At 72.0% G+C, this 25,802-nt stretch carries 25 protein-coding genes; 10 read left to right on the forward strand and 15 right to left on the reverse strand.

Features of this window, described 5'->3' with window-relative positions; all coding sequences use genetic code 11:
• The first annotated feature begins 48 nt into the window (after positions 1–48).
• On the forward strand, positions 49–831 hold the full coding sequence (locus HJC40_RS19805) for an aldo/keto reductase (protein ID WP_308200920.1): 783 nt from the start codon (positions 49–51) through the stop codon (positions 829–831).
• A gap of 18 nt (positions 832–849) precedes the next feature.
• Here HJC40_RS19805 and HJC40_RS45360 read toward each other — a convergent pair whose 3' ends face one another.
• Positions 850–981 (reverse strand): hypothetical protein, encoded by a 132-nt coding sequence (locus HJC40_RS45360; protein WP_284043451.1) that lies wholly within the window; start codon positions 979–981, stop codon positions 850–852.
• Positions 982–1,168: 187 nt separating this feature from the next.
• Positions 1,169–1,954, reverse strand: a complete 786-nt coding sequence (locus HJC40_RS19810; RefSeq protein WP_250002656.1) for an SDR family oxidoreductase — start codon at positions 1,952–1,954, stop codon at positions 1,169–1,171.
• A gap of 135 nt (positions 1,955–2,089) precedes the next feature.
• Here HJC40_RS19810 and HJC40_RS19815 point away from each other — a divergent pair, with 135 nt between their 5' ends.
• Positions 2,090–2,602, forward strand: coding sequence for a GNAT family N-acetyltransferase (locus HJC40_RS19815; protein WP_250002657.1), 513 nt, complete (start codon positions 2,090–2,092; stop codon positions 2,600–2,602).
• Positions 2,603–2,665: 63 nt separating this feature from the next.
• On the opposite strand, the gene HJC40_RS19820 is transcribed toward HJC40_RS19815, so the two are convergent.
• Together HJC40_RS19820 and HJC40_RS19825 are read right to left on the reverse strand one after the other, a co-directional pair.
• Positions 2,666–3,049 carry a VOC family protein gene (locus tag HJC40_RS19820; RefSeq protein WP_250002659.1) on the reverse strand — a complete coding sequence of 128 codons (384 nt, stop codon included), beginning with the start codon at positions 3,047–3,049 and terminating at the stop codon, positions 2,666–2,668.
• Between the two features lie 73 nt (positions 3,050–3,122).
• Positions 3,123–3,665: a GNAT family N-acetyltransferase gene (locus tag HJC40_RS19825; protein ID WP_250002660.1), complete on the reverse strand. Its 543-nt coding sequence runs from the start codon at positions 3,663–3,665 to the stop codon at positions 3,123–3,125.
• Positions 3,666–3,780: 115 nt separating this feature from the next.
• Between HJC40_RS19825 and HJC40_RS19830 the strand changes: the two genes are divergently transcribed.
• On the forward strand, positions 3,781–5,502 hold the full coding sequence (locus tag HJC40_RS19830; RefSeq protein ID WP_250002661.1) for a serine/threonine-protein kinase: 1,722 nt from the start codon (positions 3,781–3,783) through the stop codon (positions 5,500–5,502).
• 6 nt (positions 5,503–5,508) lie between these two features.
• Here HJC40_RS19830 and HJC40_RS19835 read toward each other — a convergent pair whose 3' ends face one another.
• On the reverse strand, positions 5,509–7,941 hold the full coding sequence (locus tag HJC40_RS19835) for a Tex family protein (protein WP_250002662.1): 2,433 nt from the start codon (positions 7,939–7,941) through the stop codon (positions 5,509–5,511).
• Between the two features lie 197 nt (positions 7,942–8,138).
• Between HJC40_RS19835 and HJC40_RS19840 the strand changes: the two genes are divergently transcribed.
• On the forward strand, positions 8,139–8,858 hold the full coding sequence (locus HJC40_RS19840; protein ID WP_250002663.1) for a PP2C family serine/threonine-protein phosphatase: 720 nt from the start codon (positions 8,139–8,141) through the stop codon (positions 8,856–8,858).
• Between the two features lie 33 nt (positions 8,859–8,891).
• Here the strand turns inward: HJC40_RS19840 and HJC40_RS19845 are convergent, their stop codons facing one another.
• Complete coding sequence (locus tag HJC40_RS19845) at positions 8,892–10,145, reverse strand: MFS transporter (protein ID WP_250002664.1); 1,254 nt, start codon at positions 10,143–10,145, stop codon at positions 8,892–8,894.
• On the reverse strand, positions 10,142–10,720 hold the full coding sequence (locus HJC40_RS19850) for a helix-turn-helix domain-containing protein (protein ID WP_250002665.1): 579 nt from the start codon (positions 10,718–10,720) through the stop codon (positions 10,142–10,144). Before HJC40_RS19850 ends, HJC40_RS19845 begins: the two co-directional genes overlap by 4 nt.
• Before the next feature lie 207 nt (positions 10,721–10,927).
• Here HJC40_RS19850 and HJC40_RS19855 point away from each other — a divergent pair, with 207 nt between their 5' ends.
• Positions 10,928–11,176: a PspC domain-containing protein gene (locus HJC40_RS19855; RefSeq protein WP_250002666.1), complete on the forward strand. Its 249-nt coding sequence runs from the start codon at positions 10,928–10,930 to the stop codon at positions 11,174–11,176.
• A gap of 3 nt (positions 11,177–11,179) precedes the next feature.
• Here the strand turns inward: HJC40_RS19855 and HJC40_RS19860 are convergent, their stop codons facing one another.
• The 4 genes from HJC40_RS19860 to HJC40_RS19875 are packed head-to-tail and all read right to left on the reverse strand — an operon-like array spanning position 11,180 to position 15,744.
• Entirely contained in the window at positions 11,180–12,079 is a 900-nt protein-coding gene (locus HJC40_RS19860; protein ID WP_250002985.1) for a cytochrome c biogenesis protein CcdA, read from the reverse strand.
• Between the two features lie 37 nt (positions 12,080–12,116).
• Entirely contained in the window at positions 12,117–12,668 is a 552-nt protein-coding gene (locus HJC40_RS19865; protein ID WP_250002667.1) for a redoxin family protein, read from the reverse strand.
• Positions 12,665–14,134 (reverse strand): NADH-quinone oxidoreductase subunit NuoF family protein, encoded by a 1,470-nt coding sequence (locus tag HJC40_RS19870; RefSeq protein WP_250002668.1) that lies wholly within the window; start codon positions 14,132–14,134, stop codon positions 12,665–12,667. The genes HJC40_RS19865 and HJC40_RS19870 overlap by 4 nt, the downstream gene beginning before the upstream one ends.
• Positions 14,131–15,744, reverse strand: a complete 1,614-nt coding sequence (locus tag HJC40_RS19875; RefSeq protein WP_250002669.1) for a translation initiation factor III — start codon at positions 15,742–15,744, stop codon at positions 14,131–14,133. Before HJC40_RS19875 ends, HJC40_RS19870 begins: the two co-directional genes overlap by 4 nt.
• 474 nt (positions 15,745–16,218) lie before the next feature.
• Here HJC40_RS19875 and HJC40_RS19880 point away from each other — a divergent pair, with 474 nt between their 5' ends.
• Positions 16,219–17,037, forward strand: coding sequence for a hypothetical protein (locus tag HJC40_RS19880; protein ID WP_250002670.1), 819 nt, complete (start codon positions 16,219–16,221; stop codon positions 17,035–17,037).
• 7 nt (positions 17,038–17,044) lie between these two features.
• Here the strand turns inward: HJC40_RS19880 and HJC40_RS19885 are convergent, their stop codons facing one another.
• Both HJC40_RS19885 and HJC40_RS19890 read right to left on the reverse strand, forming a co-directional pair.
• Positions 17,045–17,803 carry a protein phosphatase 2C domain-containing protein gene (locus HJC40_RS19885; protein ID WP_250002671.1) on the reverse strand — a complete coding sequence of 253 codons (759 nt, stop codon included), beginning with the start codon at positions 17,801–17,803 and terminating at the stop codon, positions 17,045–17,047.
• Positions 17,804–17,883: 80 nt separating this feature from the next.
• Positions 17,884–19,644, reverse strand: coding sequence for a glycoside hydrolase family 6 protein (locus tag HJC40_RS19890; RefSeq protein WP_250002672.1), 1,761 nt, complete (start codon positions 19,642–19,644; stop codon positions 17,884–17,886).
• A gap of 171 nt (positions 19,645–19,815) precedes the next feature.
• On the opposite strand from HJC40_RS19890, the gene HJC40_RS19895 reads away from it, so the two are divergent.
• Together HJC40_RS19895 and HJC40_RS19900 are read left to right on the forward strand one after the other, a co-directional pair.
• Positions 19,816–20,454: a hypothetical protein gene (locus HJC40_RS19895; protein ID WP_250002673.1), complete on the forward strand. Its 639-nt coding sequence runs from the start codon at positions 19,816–19,818 to the stop codon at positions 20,452–20,454.
• 275 nt (positions 20,455–20,729) lie between these two features.
• Positions 20,730–22,241, forward strand: a complete 1,512-nt coding sequence (locus HJC40_RS19900; protein ID WP_250002674.1) for a sensor domain-containing diguanylate cyclase — start codon at positions 20,730–20,732, stop codon at positions 22,239–22,241.
• A gap of 7 nt (positions 22,242–22,248) precedes the next feature.
• Here the strand turns inward: HJC40_RS19900 and HJC40_RS19905 are convergent, their stop codons facing one another.
• Positions 22,249–23,304, reverse strand: coding sequence for a YafY family protein (locus HJC40_RS19905; RefSeq protein ID WP_250002675.1), 1,056 nt, complete (start codon positions 23,302–23,304; stop codon positions 22,249–22,251).
• A gap of 55 nt (positions 23,305–23,359) precedes the next feature.
• On the opposite strand from HJC40_RS19905, the gene HJC40_RS19910 reads away from it, so the two are divergent.
• Positions 23,360–23,734 (forward strand): VOC family protein, encoded by a 375-nt coding sequence (locus HJC40_RS19910; protein ID WP_250002677.1) that lies wholly within the window; start codon positions 23,360–23,362, stop codon positions 23,732–23,734.
• A 28-nt stretch (positions 23,735–23,762) separates the two neighbouring features.
• Here the strand turns inward: HJC40_RS19910 and HJC40_RS19915 are convergent, their stop codons facing one another.
• The gene (locus HJC40_RS19915; RefSeq protein WP_250002679.1) at positions 23,763–24,377 is read right to left on the reverse strand and encodes a hypothetical protein; all 615 of its coding nucleotides are present in this window, start codon (positions 24,375–24,377) and stop codon (positions 23,763–23,765) included.
• Positions 24,378–24,667: 290 nt separating this feature from the next.
• On the opposite strand from HJC40_RS19915, the gene trpD reads away from it, so the two are divergent.
• Positions 24,668–25,753, forward strand: coding sequence for an anthranilate phosphoribosyltransferase (trpD, locus tag HJC40_RS19920; RefSeq protein ID WP_250002680.1), 1,086 nt, complete (start codon positions 24,668–24,670; stop codon positions 25,751–25,753).
• Positions 25,754–25,802 lie beyond the last annotated feature (49 nt).

Below are 25,802 nucleotides of genomic sequence, written 5' to 3' on the forward strand. Positions count from 1 at the left end.
CGGCCCAGCCGACGGCGTTCCACCGGTTCCTGATCGAGAGGGAAAATAGTGCCGCATATCAGTACTGGACGGATCGGGTTCGGGGCGATGCAGCTGCCGACGTCGCCGGACGAGCGGGCGTCGTCGGTCGCGGTCCTGCGGCGGGCCGTCGAGCTGGGCGTTCCGCTGATCGACACGGCGTACCTGTACGGCGGCGGCGCCAACGAGGAGCTCATCGCCGCGGCCCTCCACCCGTACCCCGAAGAGGTCGTCGTCACGACGAAGGTGGGCGTGTCCGGCTCAGGGGCGCTGAGCGACTGGCGGCTGGACGGCCGGCCCGACTCGCTGCGCCGGCAGGTGGACGGCTGCCTGACCCGGTTGCGTGTCGAGCGGATATCGCTGCTGCAGCTGCACCGGGTCGATCCCGACGTGCCGCTGGCCGACCAGGTCGGCGCCCTGGCCGAGCTGGCCGCCGAGGGCAAGGTGGAGCGGATCGGGCTGTCGGAGGTCACCGTGGATCAGCTCGACGAGGCTCGCACGATCGTCGACATCGCCACCGTGCAGAACCGCTACAACCTGCTCGACCGGACGCACGAGCCCGTGCTGCGGGCCTGCACCCGGCTCGGCATCGCCTTCCTGCCGTGGCGCCCGCTGGCGCACGACGGCGGGGAGGTCGACGCGGTCGCCGCCGAGCTCGGCGCCACCCCGGCCCAGGTCGTGCTGGCCTGGCTGCTGACCCGCTCCCCCGTCATGCTGCCCATTCCCGGCACCGCGAGCCTGGCCCACCTCGAGGACAACGTGGCCGCCGGGACCGTACGCCTCACCGCTGAGCAGCAGTCCCGGTTGGAGTGAGCCGTGGTTCCCGGCGAGCTAGTTGAAGTGGGCGGCCGTCGTCTCGGCGGTGCCGGGGGCGCCGGTCAGCCGGCGAACGGTGTGCTCGTCCTCGCCGGCGTTGTGCGCCTCAATGTCCTCGTCTGTCAGAGCTCGCAGCGTGATCCTCATTCGAGGACCACAGGGAGCCGCTAGCAGTGCACGACAGTGATATTTGAAGCCCTTCGCGGCATCAGGCCGTTCCAGGTAGCCGAGATCTTCGATACATACGAGATCGACTCAGCCGTAGCGGGCGATGGCCTTGGCAGGCATTGTCTCGTCGGCCGCTTCTCCGAGCTGATAGATCAATAGGACGGCGTCATCGTGATGACCATCCGCCGTCCGAAGCGATGGTCTGACCAGTGACCCAGTCCGCTTCGTCGCTCACCAGCCAGGCGACCAGACGCGCGGTGTCGGCTGGTGTGCTCCAGCGCCCGCCGGGGCTCAGCCGGCTCACCTCGGCCCGGAGGTCATCGTCGGCGTAGCCGGTGTCGTTGGGCCCCGGGTTGATGCAATTGACGGTTATACCGCGGGGCATCAGGTGCGTCGCGAGAGTGCGGGTGAGCTCGTGCAGTGCCGCCTTGGAAGCGATATAGGGAAGCTCGCCAGGCATGGCGCCGTGGTACTGCCCCGAGGTCATCCACAGCACGCGCCCGCCGGATAGCGTGTCGTCATGCTGGGCAGCGAATGCCTGGGCCAGGAGAAGCGCTGCCCGGGTGTTGACGGCGTAGCTCAGGTCGAGCTCGTCAGCCGTCAGATCCTCCAGCGACTGGTTGACACCCCGGGCGTGGTTCACCACCAAGGCATCGACATGCCCGAACGCTTTTCGGGCAGCGCTGATCAGGGCGGCCGGAGCGTCGGAATCGGCAAGATCGGCCGAGAAGTGCTCGACCCGGCCGCCGGCCTGACGAAGTTCGTCGACAAGCGCCTCAGGGCCGCCGGGATCCGCGCCCCAGGGCTGCTCGGCGTCGTGCGGAGCCCAGGAATGCAGAAACACAACGGCACCGTCCGCAACCAGCCTCCGGGCGATGGCTGCTCCGATCGCGATCCGGCGACTCGCGCCGGTCACGACCACGACCCGGTCTTGCAACGATGGCACAGACACCGCTTCATCGTCGCCGTACGGCCCTCGATGCGCGACCGAGTATGCACGCCCTGACCGGGGAATCCCGCCGTCACCGGGGAAATCTCGTGCCGCGACCGGAGCGGCTCGGCCGGGACGGTGAGCGAGGATGGACCCATGGATCGGTTGCCGGCCGTGACTCTCGTGCCGTTCACCGCGGAGCTGGTGCAGGTGTGGTTCACCGACACCGAGGTCGGGCGGTGGCTCGGCGGCCCCGACTGGCCGGCCCGGGCCCTGCGCCTGCGGGGGCACGGCATCGGCGAGATCTACCGGGGGCGGCGGGTGCTGCGCGACCACACCTGGGTCGCGCTGGACAGCCACGGCGATCCGGTGGCCCTCACCGGGGGCGACGTCTACGACCCCGGGCCCGAGCTGGGTCTGGCCTACGTCGTCGACCCGGCCCGGTGGCGGCAGGGATACGGGACCGCGACCCTGCTCGCCCTGATCGAGCACCCGGCGGTGGCCGACGTCGCCGTCTTCACCGCGGGCATCGAACCGGCCAACGTGGCCAGCAGCCGGTGCGCGGCGGCGGCCGGTTTCCGCCCCGACGATCCCGAGCCCGACTTCGAGGGCATCGTCCACCACGTGCTGCGGCGTCATCCGGATGACCATGGCGGCGCGGTCGGTTAGCTTCGCCGGAATGGCACCTCCCGACGAGAAGAAGATCCGATCCGCCGGAGGGGACTTGTCCGGTCAGTCCCAGCGGGTGGCCAGACGGTCGAAGGTCTCGTCGTCGCTGTGGCGGGGGATCACGCAGACCAGCTGGCCGCCGGGGATGCGCAGGATGTGACAGTCGAGCCACTGGTCGATCTGCTCGGCGCCCAGCGCGATCAGCCGTGCGGTCTCGGCCTCGACGTCGTCGGTCTCGAAATCGAGGTGGTAGCGCGCGGTGCCGTCGATCGACTGGATCGCCAGCGTGAGCCCGGGCAGCACGCCGGGCAGCGACGTGAACTGCGGCTCATCGGGCACCGGCCGCGCGGCCACGCCCAGGGCCCCCGACCAGAAGGCGGCGGCGCTGTCGGTCTGGTCCTGGGGGACGTCGATCAGGATGGTGGACAACCGGCTGCGGTGGGCCATGACGGTGCCTCCGGAGGGTGTGGACGACGGAAGTGCTTGACCGGCACTCAACCAGACGGGTCCGACACTTTTCTCAGGGCGCCGGGATGAGCCACTCCGTGGACAGCAGGCCGTAGATCAGGTCGTCGGTCCACTCGCCCTTGATGTAGGTCTGCTGCCGGAGCAGGCCCTCGCGCGTGAAGCCCAGCCGCTCGAGCAGGCCCGCCGACGCCACGTTGCGGGCGTCGCACTCCCCCGCGACCTTGTGCAGCCCCTGCACCCGGAACAACCGGTCCAGCACGGCGGTGACCGCCTCGAAGGCGTACCCCTGCTTCTGATGCTCCCGGGCCAGGGTGAAGCCGATCTCGGCCTGCCGGAGGTTGTCGTGCAGGTGGACGGCCACGTCGCCGATGAGCACGCGGTCGGCGGTGCGTTCGACCGCGTATTGGAACCAGCCGGGCTTGTCCGGGTCGGAGGCGATGAAGTTGGCCACCGCCGTCTCGGCCCGCAGCGACGAGAACGGCGCGTCCCACGACTGATAGCGGGCGACTTCCGGATCGGATCTGTACGCGGCGAGCGTCGCGGCGTCCGCCTTCCGGAAGCGCCGCAGGACGAGCCGTTCCGTCTCGATCAGCATTTGCCGAGCATAGGCCGCTGATCACGACCCGCAAGAAACCCGACAGCGGGGGCGAGAGCCGGGACACCACCCGTTAGAGTGACACCTTCTGATTTCTCCGGGACTGGGGGCGGTCATGCGTCCGGAGCCGTTACGTCCGCACGACCCGGTCCGGCTGGGCTCCTACGAGCTCGTCGGCCGGCTCGGCGAGGGCGGCATGGGCACCGTCTATCTGGCCAGGACGGCTGCCGGTACGCAGGTGGCCGTCAAGGTCGTGCGGGCCGACCTGACCCCCGACGACGAGTTCCGCCGCCGGTTCCGCAGCGAGGTGGCCCGGGCCCGGCAGGTGCCGCCGTTCTGCACGGCCGAGGTGCTCGACGCCGACCCCGACGCGGATCACCCCTACCTGGTCGTCGAGTACGTCGACGGCCCCACGCTCGCGCAGGTGGTCGACGAGCGGGGCCCGCTCACCGCGGCCAACCTCCACAGTGTGGCGATCGGCGTGGCCACCGCGCTCACCGCGATCCACGGCGCCGGCGTCATCCACCGTGATCTCAAGCCGCGCAACGTGCTGCTCGCGCCGGGCACGCCCAAGGTGATCGATTTCGGCATCGCCCGGGCGGTCGGGGGCACCGCCACCGGCAACACGTCGCCCGAGTTCATGATGGGCACGGTGGCCTACATGGCGCCGGAGCGCTTCGGCGAGGCCGACGTGCCGCTGACCGCCGCGGCCGACATCTTCGCGTGGGGCGGCGTGGTCGCGTACGCGGGCACCGGGCGCACCCCGTTCGAGGGCGACTCGCCGCTGGCCACCGCCGGTCGCATCCTGACCCAGGAGCCGGATCTGTCCGGCCTGGCCGACCCGTTGCGCGAGCTGGTGGCGGACGCGCTGAGCAAGAACCCGGCCGACCGGCCCTCGGCCCGCGAGCTGCTGGACCGCCTGGTGGCCGGCCCGTCCCGGCCCGCCGCCACCGCCGCCGCCCTGGCCGGTCAGCCCGACCTGCGCGCCGCGGCCAGCCAGGCCCAGTCGGTGACCGGCCTGATGCCCACCCCGCCGCCCGAGGAAGCGACGGCGCAGGTGTCGGCCGTGCCCGGCATGGACGAGCCGGACGCGGCGGACACCCGGCGCCGCTGGTTCCTGCCGGCCGCGATCGCGCTGCTCGTGCTGGCCGTGATCGCCGGCACGATGATGATCGTCTTTGGCCCCCCGCCCGATCCGACGGCCGGTCCGGGCCTGCCCTCGCCGGTGGCCGCGCCGCCCACCTCGACCGCGCCCGCGGGGCCGCTGCTGCTCGCCGACGCCCTCGACAAGGATCGGCTGTGGCTGGCCAAGGCCGAGCCGGACGGCCGGTCGTCCTGCGTGTTCACCGGCGGCGAGCTGCACGTCCGGATCGACGCCAAGCCGCTCTACAAGTGCCGCGGCCCGCAGGACACGCTGCCCGCCGACCTGAGCGTCGACGTCGGCGTGCGGCTGGTCAGCGAGGGGGCCTGCGCCGCGGTCTGGTTCCACTTCAAGCTGCCGCGCGGCGGTCATCTCGTCCGGGTCTGCCGCGACAACATCTTCGTCGGCACCCACCAGAGCTCCGACGTCACTGTCACGCGGACCCTGCCGCTCGACAACCCGATCGTCGCGGGCGGCCCGCCGGCCCGGATCGGTCTGCGCGTCCTGGGCGACATGGTGAGCGTCTCGCGCGACGGTGTGCCGCTCGGCGACGCCCCGCTGGGCGAGGCCGAGATCAGCGGCAACCGGGTGCTGCTGGGGGTCTTCCTCGACCGAGACACCCCCGGCACGGGCAGCGCCGAGGTGGCCTTCGACCACATCGAGGTGCGGGGACCGGCCGTCGCCGGCCCCCGCTGACCCCGCTCAATCCTTGGTCAGGCCGGCCCGGCGCAAGGCGTCGGCCATCGCCCCGCCGTTGAAGGTGCTGGGCGCCTGCTGGCGCTGCCCCTGCTGACGCTGACCCTGCTGTCCCTGCTGACGCTGCCCCTGCTGACGCGGCTGACCGGACTGTCCCGGCTGCCGCTGACCCTGCTGGCGCGGCTGACCCGGCTGCTGCCCCTGGCGCGGACGGCCCTGGCCGCCCTGGCCGCCCTGGCCGGACTGGCCGGACTGCGGGCGATCCTCGCGCGGCTTGCGCGCCGGCTCGTCGGAGAGCCGCATGGTCAGCGAGATCCGCTTGCGCTGCTCGTCCACCTCGACCACCCGCACCTTGACGACATCGCCCGACTTCACGACCTCGCGCGGGTCCTTGACGAACGTGTTCGACAGCGCCGACACGTGCACGAGCCCGTCCTGATGGACGCCGATGTCGACGAACGCGCCGAACGCGGCCACGTTGGTCACCACGCCCTCGAGCACCATGCCCGGCGTGAGGTCGGCGATCTTCTCGACCCCCTCGGCGAACGTGGCCGTGGTGAACCCGGGGCGCGGGTCGCGGCCCGGCTTGTCCAGCTCGCGCAGGATGTCGGTCACCGTCAGCACGCCGACCGCGTCGGTGACGAACTGCTCCGGTCGCAGCGCGCGCAGCAGCGGGCTGTTCCCGATCAGCGACTTGATGTCGGTCTTGGCCTCGGCCAGGATCGTCCGCACCACCGGGTACGACTCCGGGTGCACCGCGGAGGAGTCGAGCGGGTCGTCACCGTCCGGGATGCGCAGGAAGCCGGCACACTGCTCGAACGCCTTGGGGCCGAGCCGGGCCACCTTCTTGATCTGGCCGCGGTTCTTGAACGGGCCGTTCGAGTCGCGGTGCAGCACGATGTTCTCGGCCAGACCGGTGCCGATGCCGGAGACGCGGGCCAGCAGCGGCGCCGAGGCGGTGTTGACGTCGACGCCGACCGCGTTCACACAGTCCTCGACCACGGCGTCGAGCGACTTGGACAGCTTCGACTCGGAGAGGTCGTGCTGATACTGGCCGACCCCGATCGAGCGCGGGTCGATCTTCACCAGCTCGGCCAGCGGGTCCTGCAGGCGGCGGGCGATCGACACGGCGCCACGCAGGGACACGTCCATGCCCGGCAGCTCCTGCGCCGCGTAGGCCGAGGCCGAGTAGACCGACGCGCCGGCCTCCGACACCATCACCTTGGTCAGCCCGGCCTCGGGGTGCCGCTTGATCAGGTCGGCGGCGAGCCGGTCGGTCTCGCGCGAGGCGGTGCCGTTGCCGATCGCGATCAGGTCGACGTTGTGCTTGCTGGCCAGGGCGGCGAGCCGGTGGATCGACTCGTCCCACTTGTTCTGCGGCACGTGCGGATAGATCACGTCGGTCGCGACGACCTTGCCGGTCGGGTCGACCACGGCCACCTTCACACCCGTACGGAAACCGGGGTCGAGGCCCATGGTCGCGCGCGTGCCGGCCGGCGCGGCCAGGAGCAGGTCGCGCAGGTTGGCCGCGAAGACCCGCACGGCCTCGTCCTCGGCCGCCTGCCAGAGCCGGACCCGCAGGTCGGCGCCGAGGTGGATGAGGATGCGCGTCCGCCAGGCCCAGCGCACCGTGTCGAGCAGCCAGCGGTCGCCCGCGCGGCCGTGGTCGGTGATGCCGAAGCGGGCGGCGACGCGCGGCTCGAAGGTCGACTCGTCCTCGGGCTCGGGCTCCATCGTCAGGTCGAGCACGTTCTCCTTCTCGCCGCGGAACATGGCCAGGATGCGGTGCGAGGGCAGCTTGGCGTACGGCTCGGCGAAGTCGAAGTAGTCGGCGAACTTGGCGCCCTCGGTCTGCTTGCCCTCGCTCACCTTGGCGATGAGGCGGCCGCGGGTCCACATCCGCTCGCGCAGCTCACCGATCAGGTCGGCGTCCTCGGCGAACCGCTCGATCAGGATGGCGCGGGCGCCGTCCAGCGCGGCCTGCACGTCGGCGACGTTCTCGTTGGTGAACGCGGCCGCCGTGGCCTTCGGGTCGAGCGTCGGATCGCCGAGCAGCTGGTCGGCCAGCGGTTCGAGGCCGGCCTCGCGGGCGATCTGGGCCCGGGTGCGCCGCTTGGGCTTGTAGGGCAGGTAGATGTCCTCGAGGCGCGCCTTGGAGTCGGCGGCCAGGATCGCCTGCTCCAGCGCGTCGTCGAGCTTTCCCTGCGTACGAATCGACTCCAGCACCGCGGCCCGCCGGTCCTCGAGCTCGCGGAGGTAACCGAGCCGCTCCTCGAGCGTGCGCAACTGGGTGTCGTCGAGCGCGCCGGTCACCTCCTTGCGGTACCGGGCGATGAAGGGGACGGTGGCCCCGCCGTCGAGGAGGTCGACCGTGGCGGTGACCTGGCCCTCACGGACGCCGAGTTCGGTGGCAATGCGCTGTTGGATGGTGAGCGTCACGACGACGATTGTCACCGACGACGACCTCCGCTGTCCCGACGGGCCCCTTCTGTAGTCCCGTCGGGTGTCGCCCGCATTTCCGGGCGTTCCGCGTTTGCCCAGCTCACAGCGTCGGGCCGCGCTCTAACACAAACTCCCGCACGCACGACGCAGGAGGTACTAGAGACATCTGATCGGGGCTTTGGCAGTCTTGTCACATGACGCTTGTTGTCCGGGCGGTCGCCGCCACCGATCAGGGCCTGGTCCGGTCCAACAACGAGGACGCGGTCTTCGTGGGAAACCGGCTTCTCGTGGTCGCGGACGGCATGGGCGGCCTGCCGGCCGGCGAGCTGGCCAGCGACATCCTGGTGCAGTCGCTCAGCGTCGTCGACGCGATGCCTGAGTCGGGTGAGCCGCTGCAAGATCTGATCACCGCGCTGGACACGGCGAACGGCCAGATCGAGGCCGCGGTGGCCGACGACGACGCCCGCGACGGCATGGGCACGACGGTCACCGCGATCATGCTGTCCGACGACCGGGTGGCCGCTCTCAACGTCGGCGACTCCCGCTGCTATCTGGTCCGCGACGGCGAGATGACCCAGCTGACCCGCGACGACACCTACGTGCAGGCGCTGGTCGACCAGGGCGTGCTGAGCGCGGCCGACGCCCGCCGGCACCCGCAGCGGGCCCTGGTGACGCAGGCCGTGCAGGGCGGCCCGTTCCGCCCGGCCGGCCGCATGATCCCGGTCCGCCCCGGCGACCGTTTCCTGCTCTGCAGCGACGGCCTGTCCGACTACGTGGAAGACAGCGTGATCGCCGAGACGCTGCTGGCCAACGCCGACCGCAAGACCGCGGCGGCCGAGCTGGTGCACCGCACCCTCGAGAACGGCGCGCCCGACAACGTCACGGTCATCGTCGCCGACATCACCGAGGGCTGACCGCCCGCCGCGGGCGCCCGGGCGTCCCGGCGCTCAGAAGCGGGGCAGGACCCGCATGGTGCGCAGCGGGGAAAAGATCACCCAGAACACGCCCAGCAGGGCGCCGACCGTGGCGATCCACAGCGTCGGGCGGACGCCCAGGGCGGTGCCGAGCGCGCCGCCGATCAGGGCGCCGATCGGGCGGATGCCGTAGTTGACCGTGCGTTTGAAGCCGGACACCGTGGCCAGCAGGGACGGCGGGGTGGCGGCGGTCTGGACCGAGCCGACGGCGATGTCGAGGACCAGGACGCCCAGCGCCGCGAAGAACTCGGCGACGACCAGGACCGTGAAGATCAGCCAGGCCGGGCCGGACACCAGCGGGACCAGGATCAGCGGGGCCGGGAACAGCAGGAAGCCCAGGATCGCCGTGGGACCGATGCCGATGCGCCGGGTCAGCGGGCCGGCCAGCACCGCGCCGAGCAGGCCGCCGACGGAGCCGAGCCCGATGACCAGGCCGAGCGAGCCCGGCGACAGGTGCAGGCTGGTGGTCACATAGAGCACGAACAGCGCGGCGAACATGTAGTTGAACAGGTTGAGCGTGGTGGCCCCCAGCAGCACCGCCCGGAGCACGGCCGACCGGGCCACGTACCGGATGCCGGCCACCATGCCGCGGATCTCCTCGCCCGTCTCGGCGGGGGCGTCGGGCAGCCGCACCCGGCTGAGGAAGGCGGCCGACGCGAGGTAGGTCAGTACGTCGGCGATCAGGGCGACCGGGGCGGTCAGTCCCTGGACGAGCAGGCCGCCCAGGCTCGGACCGGCCACGAACGAAGCCGCGCGGCTGCCGTTGAGCAGGGAGTTGGCGTCGACGTAGTCGTCCCGGCGCACGAGGGTGGCGAACAGGCTGGCGTGGGCCACCTCGAAGAGCAGCGAGAACACGCCGACCAGGAACGACACGGCGTACAGCAGCGGCAGGGTGAGCCCACCGGTCCACCAGAGCACGGGCACGGCCAGCAGCAGGACGGCCCGGCTGACGTCGGCCACGACCATGACCTGGCGCTTGTCGCGGCGGCGGTCGGCCCAGGCGCCGGCCGGCAGCGAGAGGAACAGGTTGGGCAGCAGCGCGGCGGCGGTCAGATAGCCCATCTGGGCCGGGCCGGCCCCGACGGCCAGGACGGCCAGCAGCGGTACGGCGATGAGCGTGATCTGGTCGCCCACGAGCGACACGGTCTGGGCCGACCAGTAGCGCCGGAACGCGGTCTCGCGCAGCAGCCGGACGGGGCCGCCCGGGACGCCGACGGTCGCCGTCATCGCGCGGCCGGACCGCGCGGGATCGCCAGCTGGATCAGCTGCACCGGGCGGGTGCCGGGCGGGCGGGCCGCCGGGGCGGTCGCCCGGTCGGCGAAGCGGGCGGTGAGGGCCTCCATCTGCTCGACCAGCTCGAGGAGCTCGGCCGCGGTGACGTGGACCAGCGCGTCGCCGAAGCCGGCGGCCGCCCGCCACTCGGTGGGCTCGTCGGCCCGCGACGCGAGGTAGTCCTGGGCGCGCTGGGTGAAGACCCCGAGCAGCACGCTGTTGAGCTGATCGGTGGCGGCCCGCATGACGGGGTCGTCGCTGTCGTCGTCCCACGAGGTCATGCGGGCGGTGGCGCGCCACGGTCGTTCGCGGGCGTCCGCGCCGGGCACGCGCTCGGCGAAGCCGTATTTGGCCAGCTGACGCAGGTGGAACGAACAGTTCGGCACATTGTCGCCGAGCGCGGCCGCGGCCCGGGTCGCCGTCATCGGCCCCTCGGAGCGCAGGAGCCCGATCAGCCGGATGCGCAATGGATGCGCATAGGCCCGCAGCGTGCGCGGATCGGTGATCTTCACAGCATCGGGGGTCGACATTCCTAGAGCATGCTTTAGAAAGACTCCTCTAGCAAGTGGCTGCGAGCGCCGATCGGGCAGAAATAGGGGGCAGAGCTGAGCGGCGAGCCGTCTCAGGGTCGGCGGATCAGGGTCGAGCCAGGGCAGATCCCGATGCCGTCCGGCACCCGTGCGACCGACCATGGATACATCAGGCCGAACGAGCCAGAAGGAATGAGAGAGACAGCCATGAACACCGTGCACGACAGCATGTCCCGCCAGGGCCTCACCCGGCCGCGCGAGGGCCGGCTCATCGCCGGTGTCGTCGCAGGGCTGGCCCGCCGCTTCGGGATCGACCCGTGGCTGGCCCGGCTGCTCTTCGTCGTGGTCCTGCTGGTCATCCCGGGCAGCCAGATCCTCGTCTACCCGATCCTCTGGATCCTGATGCCGTCGGAGAAGCCGGCCTTCGCCGCCACCCCGTACCCGCCGGTCGCCTGATCCTCAGGTCGCCCGGGACGGCCGGCCGCCCACCGGCCGCTCGGGGACCGGTTCACCCACCAGGCCGCCGGCAACCGGATCGCCGGCCTCCGAAAGCCCTTCGCTGGGAAGCGGCCCGCCTCGTGCGGGCCGCTTTTTCGTGAGAACGAGCAGGGCCAGCCCCACGACGATCACGAACGGGATCGCCCCGGCCGAGGAGACCAGGTCGCTGAGCCCGCGCTGGGCCACCGCGGCGGCGTTGATCACCGGGTCGGTGCCGGCCCGGCGCAGATCCCCGGCCAGGCGCACCTCGTACCACCCGTAGTAGGCCACGTAGAGGCCGCAGACCACCAGGATCGCTCCGCCGACGCGGGGCACCACGCCGAGCAGGCGGCGCACCCGGCCGAGCAGCGAGAACCGCACCAGCGCGACGGCCACCGCGGCCGCGCTGACCACGAGGGCCATTCCCCCGGCGTAGGCCAGGAACAGCGCGACGCCGGACCCGATCGATCCCGCCCGCAGGCTCGAGACGACGAGCGCCAGGAACGGCCCGACCGCGCAGCCGAGCGAGGCCACCGCGTACGCCATCCCGAAGAGCACGGTCGAGCCGGTCGCCCCGAGGGCGGGCGCCCGTACGGTCGGCGACGGCAGCGACCGCCCGGCGAGCAGCCAGACCCCGAGCGCGCCCAGACCCAGCCCGAGCACCACGGTCAGCCAGGGCAGGCGCGGCTGCAGCGCACCGGCGATCGGCGTCAGCACCAGCCCGAACGCGCCGAACACCAGCGCGTACCCGAGAGCGAGGGCCGCACCGGCCCGGAGCGCCCGCAGCACGGCCCGGCGCGGGTGCGCGGGGTCGGCGGCGACCAGGACCGACAGGTACGCGGGCAGGAGCGCGAAGCCGCACGGGTTGACCGCGCCGAGCATGCCCGCGGTCAGGGCCAGCAGCAGCTCGCCGGCCACGTCAGGCGACCAGCGACTTCACCTGCGACCGGAGCTGCTGATCGTCCAGGTAGCCGGTGGTGACCACCTTGCCCGCGCGGTCCAGGACCACGTACAGGCTCTGCTCCGTGATCTTGAACTTCTTCCAGATCTTGCCGGCCCCGTCGTCGAGGTGGGTCACGTTGCTGACCTCGAGGTCGGCGACGAACTGGTGCATCTCCTTGTTGCCGCCCAGGCCGGCGATGCCGAGGAAGCTGAGCCGGCCCTCGTACTCCTCCTGCAGGGTCTGCACGCTCTGCGCCTCGCTCGCGCAGGTCGCGCACCACGGCGCCCAGAACCACAGGATGGCCGGCTTGCCCGCCAGCGTGCTCGCCTCGAACGGTTTGCCGTCCAGGGTCCGGCCACCGAACTTCAGGGTCGCCGGCACGGTGACGGGCGCCGCCGGCGCGGAGGCCGGGGAGGAGGCCGACGACGGCGGCGGGTCGACGAACGCCGCCGGCTCGTCCTCTCCGGATCCGCACCCGGCCGCGAGCAGCACGCCCGCGGCCGACAGCAGCAGCGCCCGCCGCCTCACTTCGTCGCCTCGGTCAGCCGCAGCGCCAGCGCCGGGCAGACGTTGACGGCCTTGCGGGCGCCGTTCTCGAGCCACGGTGGCAGCGGCGTCTGCGGGAACGCCGGGAAGCCGTTCGCGTCGAGCCGGATGATCTCGGGGGCGACCGCCGAGCAGAGGCCGTGCCCGTCGCAGCGTGACCAGTCGACCGCCAGCCGCCGCGCGCCCTGCTCGGCCGTGTACGGCAGCGGGAGGATGCCGCGGACGCTCTTGCCGCAGCCCTCACCGTTGGTGTGGGCCTCCACCTCCTTGGCGAAGACCTCGAGGGCCGACAGCGCGAACCGGGCCGTGCCGTCCGGGTGGCTGCAGGCGCCGCGGCCCTTCACCACGCCGGCGGCCTGCCGCACGTTCTCGACCGCGTTGCCACCCAGCGACACCAGGGTGACCGCGCGGGCCAGGTCGGGCAGGCCGAGCCGGCACGGGCCGCACTGACCGGCCGACTCGCCGGCCAGGTACTGCACGACCTGGGAGATCTCGCCGAGCGGGCAGGTCTTGGAGCCGATCGGGATGAGCATGCCGGCGCCGAGGGTGCCGCCCACCGCGGCGAAGCCCTTGCGCGAGATGGTGACCGTCTGCGCGGCCTCGGCGGTGATCCACTTGCCGTGGTAGCCGCCGACCAGCAGGCCGGGGCCGATGTCGGCGCCGCACATCCGGAGCACGTCCATCAGCGGCGTGCCGGTCGGGGCCTCGATCACGGCCGGGTTGCTGGCCGAGCCGCCCACGGTCAGCATCACCGTGCCGGGCTCCTCGGGGATGCCGACCGCGTTGTACTCCCACGGGCCGAGCCGGGCGGCGATCGCCAGCTGCGAGTACGTCTCGGCGTTGGACAGCAGGGTGGGCAGGCCCATCACGCCGTTGTCGCTGGAGCGCACCTTGCGGCCGGGCGGGATGTGCGCCTCGCCGTTGATGCCGCGCACCAGCGCGCCGCCCTCACCCGAGATGAACCGGTGCGGCACGGTGACGATGCGGGTCGGGCAGGGCATCCGGCGCTCGGCCAGGGCCGCCGTGATCGAGCTCTGGCCGATGCCGTCGTCGGCGATGCCGATGACGATCTCCTCGGCGTCGAGCGCGGCGGCGGCCAGGGCGGCGCCGTCGAGGATGAGGTGCGGCGCCCGGGTGAGGATCGCCTTGTCCTTCCACGACGGCGGCTCGCCCTCGGTCGCGTTGACCACGATCACCGGGGGCAGTTCCTGCCGGCGGCACGAGTCGAGCACGGCCCGCACCTTGCGGGCGAACGGGAAGCCCGCGCCGCCGCGGCCGCGCAGCTCGATGCGGTCGGCCAGCCCGATCAGCTCGCCGGAGGACAGCGCCGCGAAACCGCCGTGCACCTCCTGGTGCGCGAGCAGGTCGAGACGGCCGTACTCGTCGAAGCCCGCGGTGATGCGCGGAGTGCCGATCGAGGTGACCGGCGGAACCTGCGACGCGCTCAATTCGCTTCCCCTCGCAGCTGCGACCAGTAGCCGTCGTCAGCCGCCTCGTCGTTCTCCCGCCCGCGGCCGCGGCGACCGCGCGGGGCGGCCGGGACGCGGGCCGGGTCCGGACCGTCCCGGCGGGCGCGGCGGGACGCCATGTCGACCAGGGTCGGAGTCTCGTCGGCCTCGACGAAGCCGGCGCCGTCGACAAACCCGGCCCGGCTGTGCCGGCCCGAGTCGTCGGCCCGCCGGCCGCGCGGGGCGTCGTCGAAGTCGTCCTCGTAACGCGCGTCGGGGTACTGACCGCCGCGCGGGCGGGGCACCTCGTCGTACTCGTCGCGGTCGCCGTGCCGGCTGCCGCGCGGCGGCTCCTCGTAGAGCGGCATGTCGCCACCGCGGCGCCGGGCCCGGGGCGCGGGCTCCTCGTCCTCGGCATACCGGCGGCGGCGCGGGGCCGGCTCCTCGTACGGGGTCATCTCGGAGCGCCGCAGGCGGGTGCCCGTGTCCTCCGGCTCGTCCCGCCGCATCCGGGTGCCGGTGCCTTCGATCTCATCGCGGCGCAGGCGGGTACCGGTGTTCTCGATCTCGTCGCGGCGCATCCGGGTGCCGGTGTTCTCGATGTCGTCGCGGCGCAGGCGGGTGCTGGTGTCCTCGCCCGGGTAGCGGCGGCCGCGCGGCTCGTCGTACTCGATCTCGTCCTCGACCCGGCGGCCGCGACGGGGGCGCTCCTCCTGGTCGTACCGCGGCATCATGCCGGTGGGCTCGTCGTACATCTCGTCGCCGCGGGCCCGGCGCTGACGCGGGGCGGCCGGCGCGACCAGGTCGTCACCGAGCGGCGGCGGGGCCACGGGCGGGGCGGTGACCGGGTGGGCGGCCGGGCGGAAGGTGTCGATCGCGGCGACCGGGCCGAGCACCTCGGGCTCGACGCGGGGGGCCTTCTCGCGCCGGCTCGGGCGCTTGAGACCGGGCGAGGTCGTCGGGACCAGCGAGCCGACCGGCTTGAGGCCGCCCGACGCGGCGGTCGAGAAGTCCTTGCGGCGGTTCAGCGAGACCGACAGGCGGACGGCCAGGCCGACGAGCACGGCGAGCACGCAGACGATGTAGCTCACCGTGACCCAGGTGGCCGCGGCCCGGCCGGCGTTGAGGCCGTGCATCAGGGCGATCGGCCACATCAGGTACGACACCGCGTGCAGGCTGCGCCACATCCAGGGGCTGCCCCGGCCGATGAACCGGGACCGCGCGATGCCCGTCCACATGACCAGCACCATGATCAGACCGGACAGCGTGCCGAAGCCGACGTAGAGCTTGTTGGGGCCGTTGTGCAGGAACGGGACGAACACGTCGATCAGCGAGGCGTTCTGCGCGACGACCTTGGTCCAGACGTGCACGAACAGGGCGGCGACCGCGATCACGCCGGTGGTGCGGTGGGCGGACTGCAGCAGCACCCGCTGACGGATCGACAGGACCAGCCGGTCGGTGGCGACCAGCCCGATCATGATCGTGATCGAGAGCGACACCAGCGTGATGACGCCCATGTACCACTTGGCGTAGTAAAAGAAGTAGATGTACCCCTGGCGACCCGGGCCGGTCAGCATCGCGACCGCCCAGAGGGCCGCGATCACGCTCACGGCGAGGATCGCGACAGCCCCCCGCGAGGGCGGACGGGTTCCGGTAGCTCCGACATCGACGGCCACACGATTGGCGGATCGCTGGGTGTTCTTCGTCCGGGCCATTGACTCCTCGTTCTCCGCAGTGGTCACGTCCCGTGGGCGGTGGGACGCAGGCATCCGTGGGGAATGCCCCCTGCTTCAGGTTGGTGCCGGGCAGCGATCGGCGCCTGGCCGGTCTCTGCCCATCCCCCAACTACGTGCGGCGAGCGAGTTCGGATGAACGCCCGGGGCGACTTTTGTCGGGAACTTTCCAGCCGGGCGCCTCGAACCGATGCTGAGCAGCGCGGACACGCCGAAGATTTTGATGCCTAAGCGAAAATTAAGGCGTCACGAATCAGTGACCCATCGCACTCGGTGAACCTTTCGGCCGCGAGGTGCGAACCATCTCGTGTGCACGCGTATCGGCTGCCGTGCGAGAAGGAGATGATCGGCATGCGACACCTGGCCCGGATCGCGTCGGGGATCGGCGCCGCCGCCCTGGTCGCGCTGGCCGTGGGCGTGGGCTCGCCGGCGCGGGCCGACGTGCCCGGCTTCGAGGTCAAGGTGGGCCAGGCCCCGTCGACGTTCACCATCGGCCGCGACGCCGGGACGCTGACCGCGGTCGCCTCGACCGACCGGGGCCGCTGTCTCAAGGTGCGCTGGGCCCTGACCGTCGAGACCAAGGGCGTCAGCCTCGATCAGATCCGGGTGACCCGGGTGGAGAACGGCCGGTCCTTCCCCGTACGCGCTGACGTGCGCGACGAGGCGGCCACCGTTGTCGACGAGCGCCTCGACCCCGGCCGGCTCTGCCCCGGCCGCACGGTCACCGGCCGCTGGGACGTCGCGTTCACCGGACCCGACGACGGCGAGGTGACGTTCGCGGCCCAGGCCTTCGACGGCGCCGGCCGCCTGCTCAGCTCGACCGGCGCCGAGGCCCGGGTGGTCAGCCCGGTCGCAGCCCGCCCGAGCCCGAGCGCGACCCCCTCCCCCACGCCGACCCGGACGGCGCCCCCGGCCGAGGAGGACGAGGAGGCCGTGGCCGACGAGCCGCCGGCGGACGAGACCTCGCCGGAGCCGGCCGCGCTCAACCCGGCGTCGAGCAACTCGAGCGTGCTGGGCATCGGCCTGATCGTCGGCGCGGTCATGGTCTTCCTGGGCGTCGGCATGCTCCTGCGGCTGCGTCTGCGCAACCGCCGGCAACCGGCCGTCCCGGGCCCGGCCCCGACGCTGCCGACCGGCTTCTACAGCATGCCGGACCGTCGCCGCCGATGAACCGGCCTCATTCCACGGAACGCTCGACGCGGATGACGACGGCGGTGGCGTTGTCGTCGCCGCCGGCCGCCAGGGTGTCGTCGAGCAGCGTGTGCACGGCCGCGGCAGGGTCGTCGGTGGCCAGGATGCGGGTCAGGCGCTCGTAGCTGAGCTGGTCGGACACGCCGTCGGTGCCGAGCAGGTAGACGTCACCGGATCGCAGGGTGACGTTGAGCAGGTCCGGCTCGGGGGCGTCGGGGTGCCCGACGTAGCGGGTCAGCCGGTACCGGGCGGCCCGGGCCTCCTCGGAGTCGGCCCCGAACCAGCCGTGCAGCACCCCGACCCAGGCGATCGTGTGGTCGACGGTGAGCAGTTCGAGCAGGCCGTCGCGCAGGCGATAGACGCGGGAGTCGCCGAGCTGGACGATCCAGGCGGCCGCGTTCTCGCCGTCGTGCTCGGCCACGAAGGCGGTCAGCGTGCTGCCGGTCAGCTCGTCGAGGTTGCTGCCGGCCTTGCGGACCGCGTCCTGAGCGGCGGAGACCGCGGCTCGCAGCGCGGAGGGTGTCTCGCCGACCATCACCTCGCGCAGGAAGACCTCGACGGCGGTGTGCGCGGCGACGGTGCTGCCCGGGCCGGAACCCATCCCGTCGGCCACCACCGCCAGCGGGTCGCCCGGCTCGAGGTGCACCACGTCGTAGTTGTCCTGGTAGCGCTTCCCGACGACACTGCCGGCCGCCGCGGTGAGGCGACGACCGGCAGTTGTCCAGGCGACCTTGCTGATGTCCACCCGTCCTTTTTACACCTGTTTCATACACCGGACCCCGCTCCTCGTGGGTTAGAGCGGGGTCCGGCGGTCCTGTCTACCCGTCAGGAAAGCGCCGGGTAAGCGTTGTTCATCAGCTGAGTGAGCTGGGCCGGGAAGAAAGCGCCGGAGATCGGCGCGTTCGGCAGTGAGCCGGTCAGGCTGTTGCCGTTGCGGGCGTTGCCGGTGTAGGTCGGGTCGCACATCCGGTCGAAGCCCTTGCCCTCGTCGTTCGGGATCAGCGAGGAGGAGCCGTCCGACTCACCCGGGGGCTTGACCCAGACGTAGGCGTCGATGCCGCTGGCCGGGGCCGCGGTCGGACGCTCACCGAGGCCGGCGCCGTCCTGGTTGCACCAGTTGCCGGCGTGGATCCGGCGGTCGACGCGAGACTGGTTGACGAAGGTGTCGATGTTCGTGGAGGTGCTGGCCGCGGTCGGCCGGGCCGAGCCGCCCCAGCCGTTGCGGCTGGTGTCGATCAGCATGCCGATGTTGGCGTTGAAGCCGATCGAGACCAGCTTCTGGCGGAACGCCTGGGCGAAACTCAGCTCGTCGGTGTACTGGTTCCAGTCCACCCACTTCGACTGCCGGACGCTCTGGCCACCGACCGTGGTGGTCGGCTGGACGAACGGCTCCCGCAGCGCCGAGTAGTTCGCGGTGTTGGTGATGAAGCCGGTCACGTTGCTGACGTTGCCCGAGGCGCGGGCGGCTTCGAGCATGATGTCGGCGGTGGGGCCGAAGTTGGAGTCCCAGCCGATCCAGCCGTGGTGGGCGGCGTCGACGTAGTTGTACGTGTTGGACAGCGCGCCCAGCTTGTTCAGGGCGTAGCCGATGCCCTGCACGTAGCCGCCGTTGGCCTTCATCGTGTCGCAGGTCGCCGTGCCGCCGGCCTGGCCGGAGGTGTTGGTGATCAGGTTCGGCAGCGAGTCGATCTCGACGATGTTGACGATTCGCAGGCCGGCGTACTTGGCGTCGGCCTGGATGGCCGCGATCGGGTCGATGTAGTCGGTCTTGTACTTCGGCAGGTCGTTCGGGCCGAGCTCACCGTTGGAGGCCAGCGCCGCGCAGTCCCGGCCGGGCAGGTTGTAGATGACGAACTGGATGTAGCCCGCGCCCTGCTCGACGGCCTCGTCGAGGTGGTCACGGACGCCCATCGCGCCGTTCGAGCTGCTGTCCGCCGTGCCGTTGATGGCGGCGATCCGGTCGATCCAGACGGCCGTCGGGGTGTTCGAGATCCGGCTGCCGCCGGCCACGGACTCGGCCTTGGCCTTCCACTCCGGGTTGACGTAACCGCGGGCGCCGGCGTACGGGTTGTCGACCTTGACGCCGGGCGTGGTCGGCGGAGTCGTCGGCGGCGTGGTCGGAGGAGTCGTCGGCGGGGTCGTCGGCGGCGTGGTCGGCGGCGTCGAGGGCGTCGTCGCGCCGGTGCAGGCCGTGCCGTTCAGCGAGAACGTGGCGGGCGCGGTGTTCGTACCGGAGTAGCTGGCGTTGAAGCCGAAAGTCACGTTGCCGTTGGTCGGCAGCGAGGGCGACCAGGACGGGTTGGCCGCCGTCACGTTCTGGCCGGACTGGGTGATGGTGGCGCTCCAGCCCTGACTGATCTGCTGGTTGCCGGGGAACGCCCAGGTCAGACGCCAGCCACCGGAGATCGGGTCGCCGAGGTTGGTCACGCTGACCGACCCGGTGAAGCCGGTGCTCCAGCTGTTGGCGGAATAGTCGACCCGGCAGCCGGCCGCGGCGCTCGCGCTGGTCGCGGCGAACACGCCGAGACCGGAGACGAGCGACACGGCGGCGGCCGCGGTCAGACCGCGGATGAGGACAGGTCTCATGTGGTGGCTCCTCGAGACATGCGGCGGCGCCCGTAGCGCCCGGGGATGAGCCGGAGATACATCGAGGGGCATCGTTCCCCGGCTGTTTCGACAGCATGACATGGGAGCGCTCCCACCGCAATCGTCTGTTAACAACGGGCTCGACTTGGATGCATCGCGTATAACAGACGCGTGCAGGTATGGGAGCTCACCGAGGCGCTGGCCGAGGTTCCGGGTGTCGAAGTCGCTGTTCGCCGGGGGCTCCTGGCCATTCACATGCCCGCGCTGGGTGACACGGCGAGGCTCGATCCCGACGAGATCCTGGCCGCCGAACCGGTCTTCGTGCCCACCCGGGCTCCGGCCGTGCAGCTCGACGTCCGCGACGGGCGGGCCGTCCTGCCGCTGATCGTGACCGTCGACGACCTGGTGTTCAACCCGGCCTACGCCGACGACCTGGTCGAGCCGGGCGCCCACCGCCAACTGCCCGCGTTGCCCAACCTCATCTCGTACTCCGAGATGCACCGCGACGTCCGCGCGCTCGGCAAGGCCATCGACGATCCGGCTCTCGAGCTCGAAGCCGAGACCCTGGCCGCGACCCTGCTCGCCCACCGGTGCTTCCTCGCCGGGGCGATGCGGGTCGGCCTCTGGCCGGTACGCGTGGCGGCGTGGTGGGAGTACGCGAACGCGCGCGTCGGCGGCCCGGTCGGCGTCGCCTCGCTGCGGGCCGACCCGGACTGGGACGAGCTGATGGCCGACGTCGCCGAGGCCCGCCGGCAGACCGCCGCCACGCCGGCCCCCGGCGAGGCCGAAGCGGCGCCGTCCCGTCACTGACCCTCCTTGATCCTGGTCGCCCCTGATCCTGGTCGCCCCCTGATCCCGGTCGCCCCCTGATCCTGGCCGCCCCCTGATCCTGGCCGCCCCCTGATCCTGGCCGCCCCCTGATCCTGGCCGCGCCCCCTGATCCTGGCCGCGCCCCCTGATCCTGGCCGCGCCCCCTGATCTTGGTCGCGCCCCCCTGATCCTGGTCACCCGGAGCGCAAGCGTCTGCACCCGAACTGCGACCCCCTGCTCGTCAGGCGCACCGTGCGGATGCCGACGTTCATGGCATGAGCATGAGCAGCGGCACCGGACCGGCGGGAGCCGTCCTCGGGGCGGACCCCCAGGACGCGCTGCTGGCCGAGCTCGTCTCGTTCATGACCAAGGACACCCCCTCGGTGCAGCACGTGCTCGACCTGGGCGAGCCGCACCTGCGCGAGGCGGCCGGCCTCACCGCGGCCACCGTCTTCGAGCTCGACTCGGAGACCGGCCTGCTCACGGTGACCGCCCGGGTCGGCCCGCCCGGCCCGCGCGACCAGCTGACCGCGGGCAAGATCTTCCGGATGGCCGCCGGCGCCAAGCCGCTGGTCAGCGGCGAGCAGATGGCCGTCCGGCTGCGCATCGGCGGGCAGACCGTGGGCGTGCTGCTGCTGACCGGCAGCGACCTCGCCGCCCTGCGCGCCGACGTGCTCGCCTCGCTCGCGCTGCACTTCGCGACCACGCTGCAGGGTCTGGCGGCCGAGAAGCAGCGCCAGTTCGTGTCCCACACGGCGAACACGATCCGCGGCCTCTTCGAGCGGGGCATGGCCGCGGCCAGCGTCGAAGCCGCCGGCCGGGTGCTGGCCGCCTCCTCGGCCGAGGGCTTCCGCACCGAGCACGCCGCCGTCATCCTGGTCGACCCGGACAGCACGGTCCGCTACGTGCACAGCGTCGGGCTGCCCGACGGCGACGCGACACTGGCCGGGGTGGTGGGCAAGCCCGCGACCGAGTCGCCCGTGTGGCAGGCGATCAAGGACGGGAAGGTCGCGCTGGCCAACGACTCGGCCACCTCCTCCGTACGCCCGTGCGACCTGGCCCTGCTGATGAAGCTCAAGTCGTTCGTCGCCATGCCGCTGCGGTCCGCCCAGGGCCCGGTCGGCATGATCATGTGCGGCGACTCGAGCGGCACCCGGGACTGGACGTTCCGCGACCGCATCCTGGCCGAGCAGCTCTCGGGCGAGGGCGGCCTGATCGTCGACAGCGCCGGCATGCGCCAGACCGCCCAGGCCCACGTCGCCGAGCTCAGCCACCAGGCGTTCCACGACTCGCTCACCGGCCTGCCCAACCGCACCCACCTGATCGAACGGGCCGAGCGCGTGGTCCGCGACGCCGCGGTCACCCGCAGCCGGGTGGCGCTGATGGTCCTCGACCTGAACGGCTTCAAGCTGGTCAACGACACCGCCGGCCACCAGGTCGGCGACGTCCTGCTGCAGCAGGTGGCCAAGCGCCTGCTGGGCACCGTCCGCGACAACGACGTGGTGTCCCGCCTGGGCGGCGACGAGTTCGCCATCCTGCTGACCAACGACGCCGACGAGGAGGTGGCCAGCGTCGTCGCCGGCCGCATCTGCGAGCGGCTGCGCCGGCCCTTCGCCATCGACGGCCGGGAGCTGTCGATCGGCGGCAGCGTGGGGATCGCCCTCTACCCCGACGACGCCACCGACTACGAGGAGCTGATGCGGCGGGCCGACGCCGCGATGTACGAGGCCAAGCGGGCCACCAAGGGCAGCGGCGGCGGCTTCCGGCGGGCCCGGGCCGGCTTCTGAGCGGGGCTCAGCCCTCAGCCGGCCGGTCCTCGGCCGGCCTTTTCTCGGCCGGCCCTTGTCCGGCTGGCCGACCCTCGGCTGGCCGGTCTCCGGCTGGCCGAGCCTCGGCTGGCCGGTCTCCGGCTGGCCGGTCTCCGGCTGCCCAGCTTGCGAAGCGGGTGGCCCATGATCGCACGACGTCGCGCAGCCCCGGGGGCTCGAGCACCTCGAAGGGCAGTTCCAGCCCGGCGAGGAGGCCCGGGATCCAGTCGAGGCGCTCGGCTCGCAGCCGCACCAGAGCGCCGTCCGCGGACGGCTCGACCACAGCCAGCCCGCGTGGCAGCCGGGCCCGCACCTCGTCGGCCGGGCCGCGCACCGCGACCACCACCCGGTGCCGCCACGGCGTGCCGGCCAGGCTGGTCAGGACCGCGTCGGCGGCCGGGAACCCGTCGGGTCTCGTGAAGGCGCCGTCGACCGGCCGGGCCTGCGCGATCCGGTCGAGCCGGAAGGTGCGCCGCTCCGCCGAGACGGAGTCGGCCCCGGTGACGTACCAGCGACCGGAGTGGGCGACGAGCCCGTACGGGTGGACCGTCCGCTCGGAGGGCCGGCCCGCCCGGTCGGTGTAGCTGATCAGCACGGGCCGCCGGTGCCGGGTGGCCTCGGCGAGGGTCAGCAGGACGGCGGCTTCCGGCGTCGGCTCGGCCGGCCCGGGCGAGGTGAACTCGGCACTGGCGAACAGCGCGTCCAGACGTACGGTGAGGGCCTTGGGAAGCACCCGGCGCAGCTTGGCGGCGGCGGAACCGGCGGCCGGGGACGACGCCCGGACCAGGCCGAGCAGGACGGCGAGCGCTTCGTCGCCGGTCAGCATGAGCGGCGGCATCCGCAGGCCCGGCGCGAGCCGGTAGCCGCCGTACCGTCCGCGGACCGATTCCACGGGCAGTTCCAGGTCGATCAGATGCTCGACGTAGCGGCGCAGGGTGCGCTCGTCGACGCCGAGGCGTGCCGCCAGATCGCCGGCGGTGTGGGTGCCGCCCGACTGCAGGATCTCGAGGAGGCTGAGCACTCGAGCGGTCGGTCGCGTCATCCTGATCCTCGATACCGGGCGGAAAGTGCCCGGTATCGAGCCTAGCGTGGTCTCCATGAACTTCGCATCGGTCCGCATCATCACCGACCACGTCGACCGGCTCACCGACTTCTACGAGCAGGTCACCGGGGTCGCCGCCCGGCGGCACACGCCCGACTTCACCGAGATCGCCCTGCCCGGGGCGACGCTGGCCATCGGCGGGACGGCGACGGTCAGGCTCTTCGGCGAGGGCACGGCCGAGCCGGCGGCCAACCGCTCGGCGATCATCGAGTTCCGGGTGGACGACGTCGACGCTGCCTTCACGCGGCTGCGCGACGTGCTCGGCGAGATCGTCCAGGAGCCGACGACGATGCCGTGGGGGAACCGGTCGCTGCTGGTCCGCGACCCCGACGGAACGCTGGTCAACTTGTTCACGCCACCGTCCCGCTGATGGTCGCCGGGGGCACGGCTCGATCCGGCTACGAGAAGACCCATGCGACCGCGACGCCGACGAGGGCGCCGGTGGCCAGGAGCCCGATGCCGAAACGGCGGGTCTCCGGGCGCCAGACCGAGCCGACGCCGATCAGCAGGTAGAGCGGCACCCAGGCCCAGAACGGGGCGGCCAGCCCGGCCATCGACGGGAAGAGGGTCATCGGCCCGACCGCGGCGCACGGCCCGATGCAGCCCAGCGCCAGCCCGCTCAGCAGTCCGGCCAGCAGCGGCGGGTCGATCAGGCGGGCCGGCAGCGGCGGCGAGGCCACGGTGAGGACCGGGTCGTCGCCCGGGTGCTGCACCAGCGTGATCACGTAGCCGGCCGGGTCCTCGATCACGAGCCGGCGGCCGTCCCCGGGCCCGGAGTCGACGACGCGGCAGCCGGACTGCTGCCAGAGGTCGCGCGTCACGTCGTACACCTCGGGGGTCTCATCACCCAGCAGGGGCAGGCGGCCGCCGCGCACGACCCGGGTGGCCGGCGGCGGCGACGTGAGCAGCGCGGCCGGAACCGGGTCGAGGCGCAACCCGGGATACGCGTGCAGCGTCGTCTCCAGCCGCTGCTCGACCCCGCGGGTCACCTCGGCCCGGCTGCTCTGGCTCACCCGTCACAGCCTCGCCCAGTCGACTCCGAAGCACCGGCCGATTCGCAAATCCGCCACCATTCACCATCCGAACGGACGCCGCCGCGCTTGCGGCGTCACACCGCCTTTGGTAGTGGCGTGTGCAGATTTGCGCCGCTATGGTGTCTGGGTGATCGATCGCATGACCAACTGGTGGCCCGTCTCGTAGGCGGACCGCCCTTGCTCATGCACCTCAAACGGCCGCCTGGGGCGGCCGTTCTTGTGTCCACGGAATCGGCTTGCACCCAGCGGCCCAACCCGTGGAGGACCCCATGGACGCAAACGCTTCGACGCCGACCGGACGAGCGGTCGAGTCATGGCCGGCATTGATATCCCGACTGATGGCCCGCCATGATCTGGGCAGCGGTGCGACAACCTGGATCATGCAGCAGGTCATCCGCGGCGATGCTCCACCAGTACTGCTGGCCGCGGTGCTGATCGGGCTCAGAGCCAAAGGAGAGACCGCAGCGGAGATCGAGGGCTTCGTCGATGCGCTCATGCGGGCCGCTGTCCCCGTATCGGTACCCGGACCGACACTGGACATCGCCGGCACTGGCGGAGATGGCACCAACGCGGTCAACATCTCGACCATGGCGGCGATCGTCGTCGCCGCCACCGGCACCACTGTTGTCAAACATGGTGGACGCGCCTCCTCGTCGACCAGCGCCGGCTCGGCGGACGTGGTGGAACGACTCGGCATCCCGTTGGACCTTGCTGCCGAAGACCTCGCCGCCGTGGCCGTTGAAGCAGGCGTCACGTTCCTGTTCGCACCCCGCCTCCACCCCGGCATGCGCCATGCCGGACCGGTCCGCCGTGAGCTCGGCGTGCCGACCGTGTTCAACCTGCTCGGCCCATTGATCAACCCGGCTGACCCGACCCACCGGCTTGTCGACGTTGCGGACGCAGCGCTTCTACCCGTCCTTGTCGAGGTCCTCCGCGCACGCGGCGCCAGCGGGATGGTCGTCCGAGGTGACGACGGCCTCGACAAAATCAGTACTGCGACGACTTCGCAGGTCTGGACCATGCACGAGGGACTCGTCCGCCATGAGATCATCGACCCGAGCGCACTCGGCGTAACCCCTCCCGCTGCCCATGCGCTGCGGGGCGCCGACGCGGACACCAACACGCGGGTTGTGCACGAAATGCTCGCCGGGAGAGCTGGGCCGATCCGCGACGCGGTCCTTCTCAACGCCGCCGCTGCGCTGGCCGCGACAACTCCCTCGAACGCCACCGTCACAGACCGGATCCGGCTCGCATTCGGGAAGTGCGCTCACGCAGTCGACACTGGCGCCGCCGGCGACACATTGACGCGATGGATCGGCGCGGCGCAGGCTCGGCATCGCCACCGCGCTGCTTGACACGGGCGTCTCAGCCGTCCCCTGGCGAAGCCCGAATCGCCCTGGCCGC

This window comes from Actinoplanes sp. M2I2, assembly GCF_023544445.1.
Classification (GTDB): domain Bacteria; phylum Actinomycetota; class Actinomycetes; order Mycobacteriales; family Micromonosporaceae; genus Actinoplanes.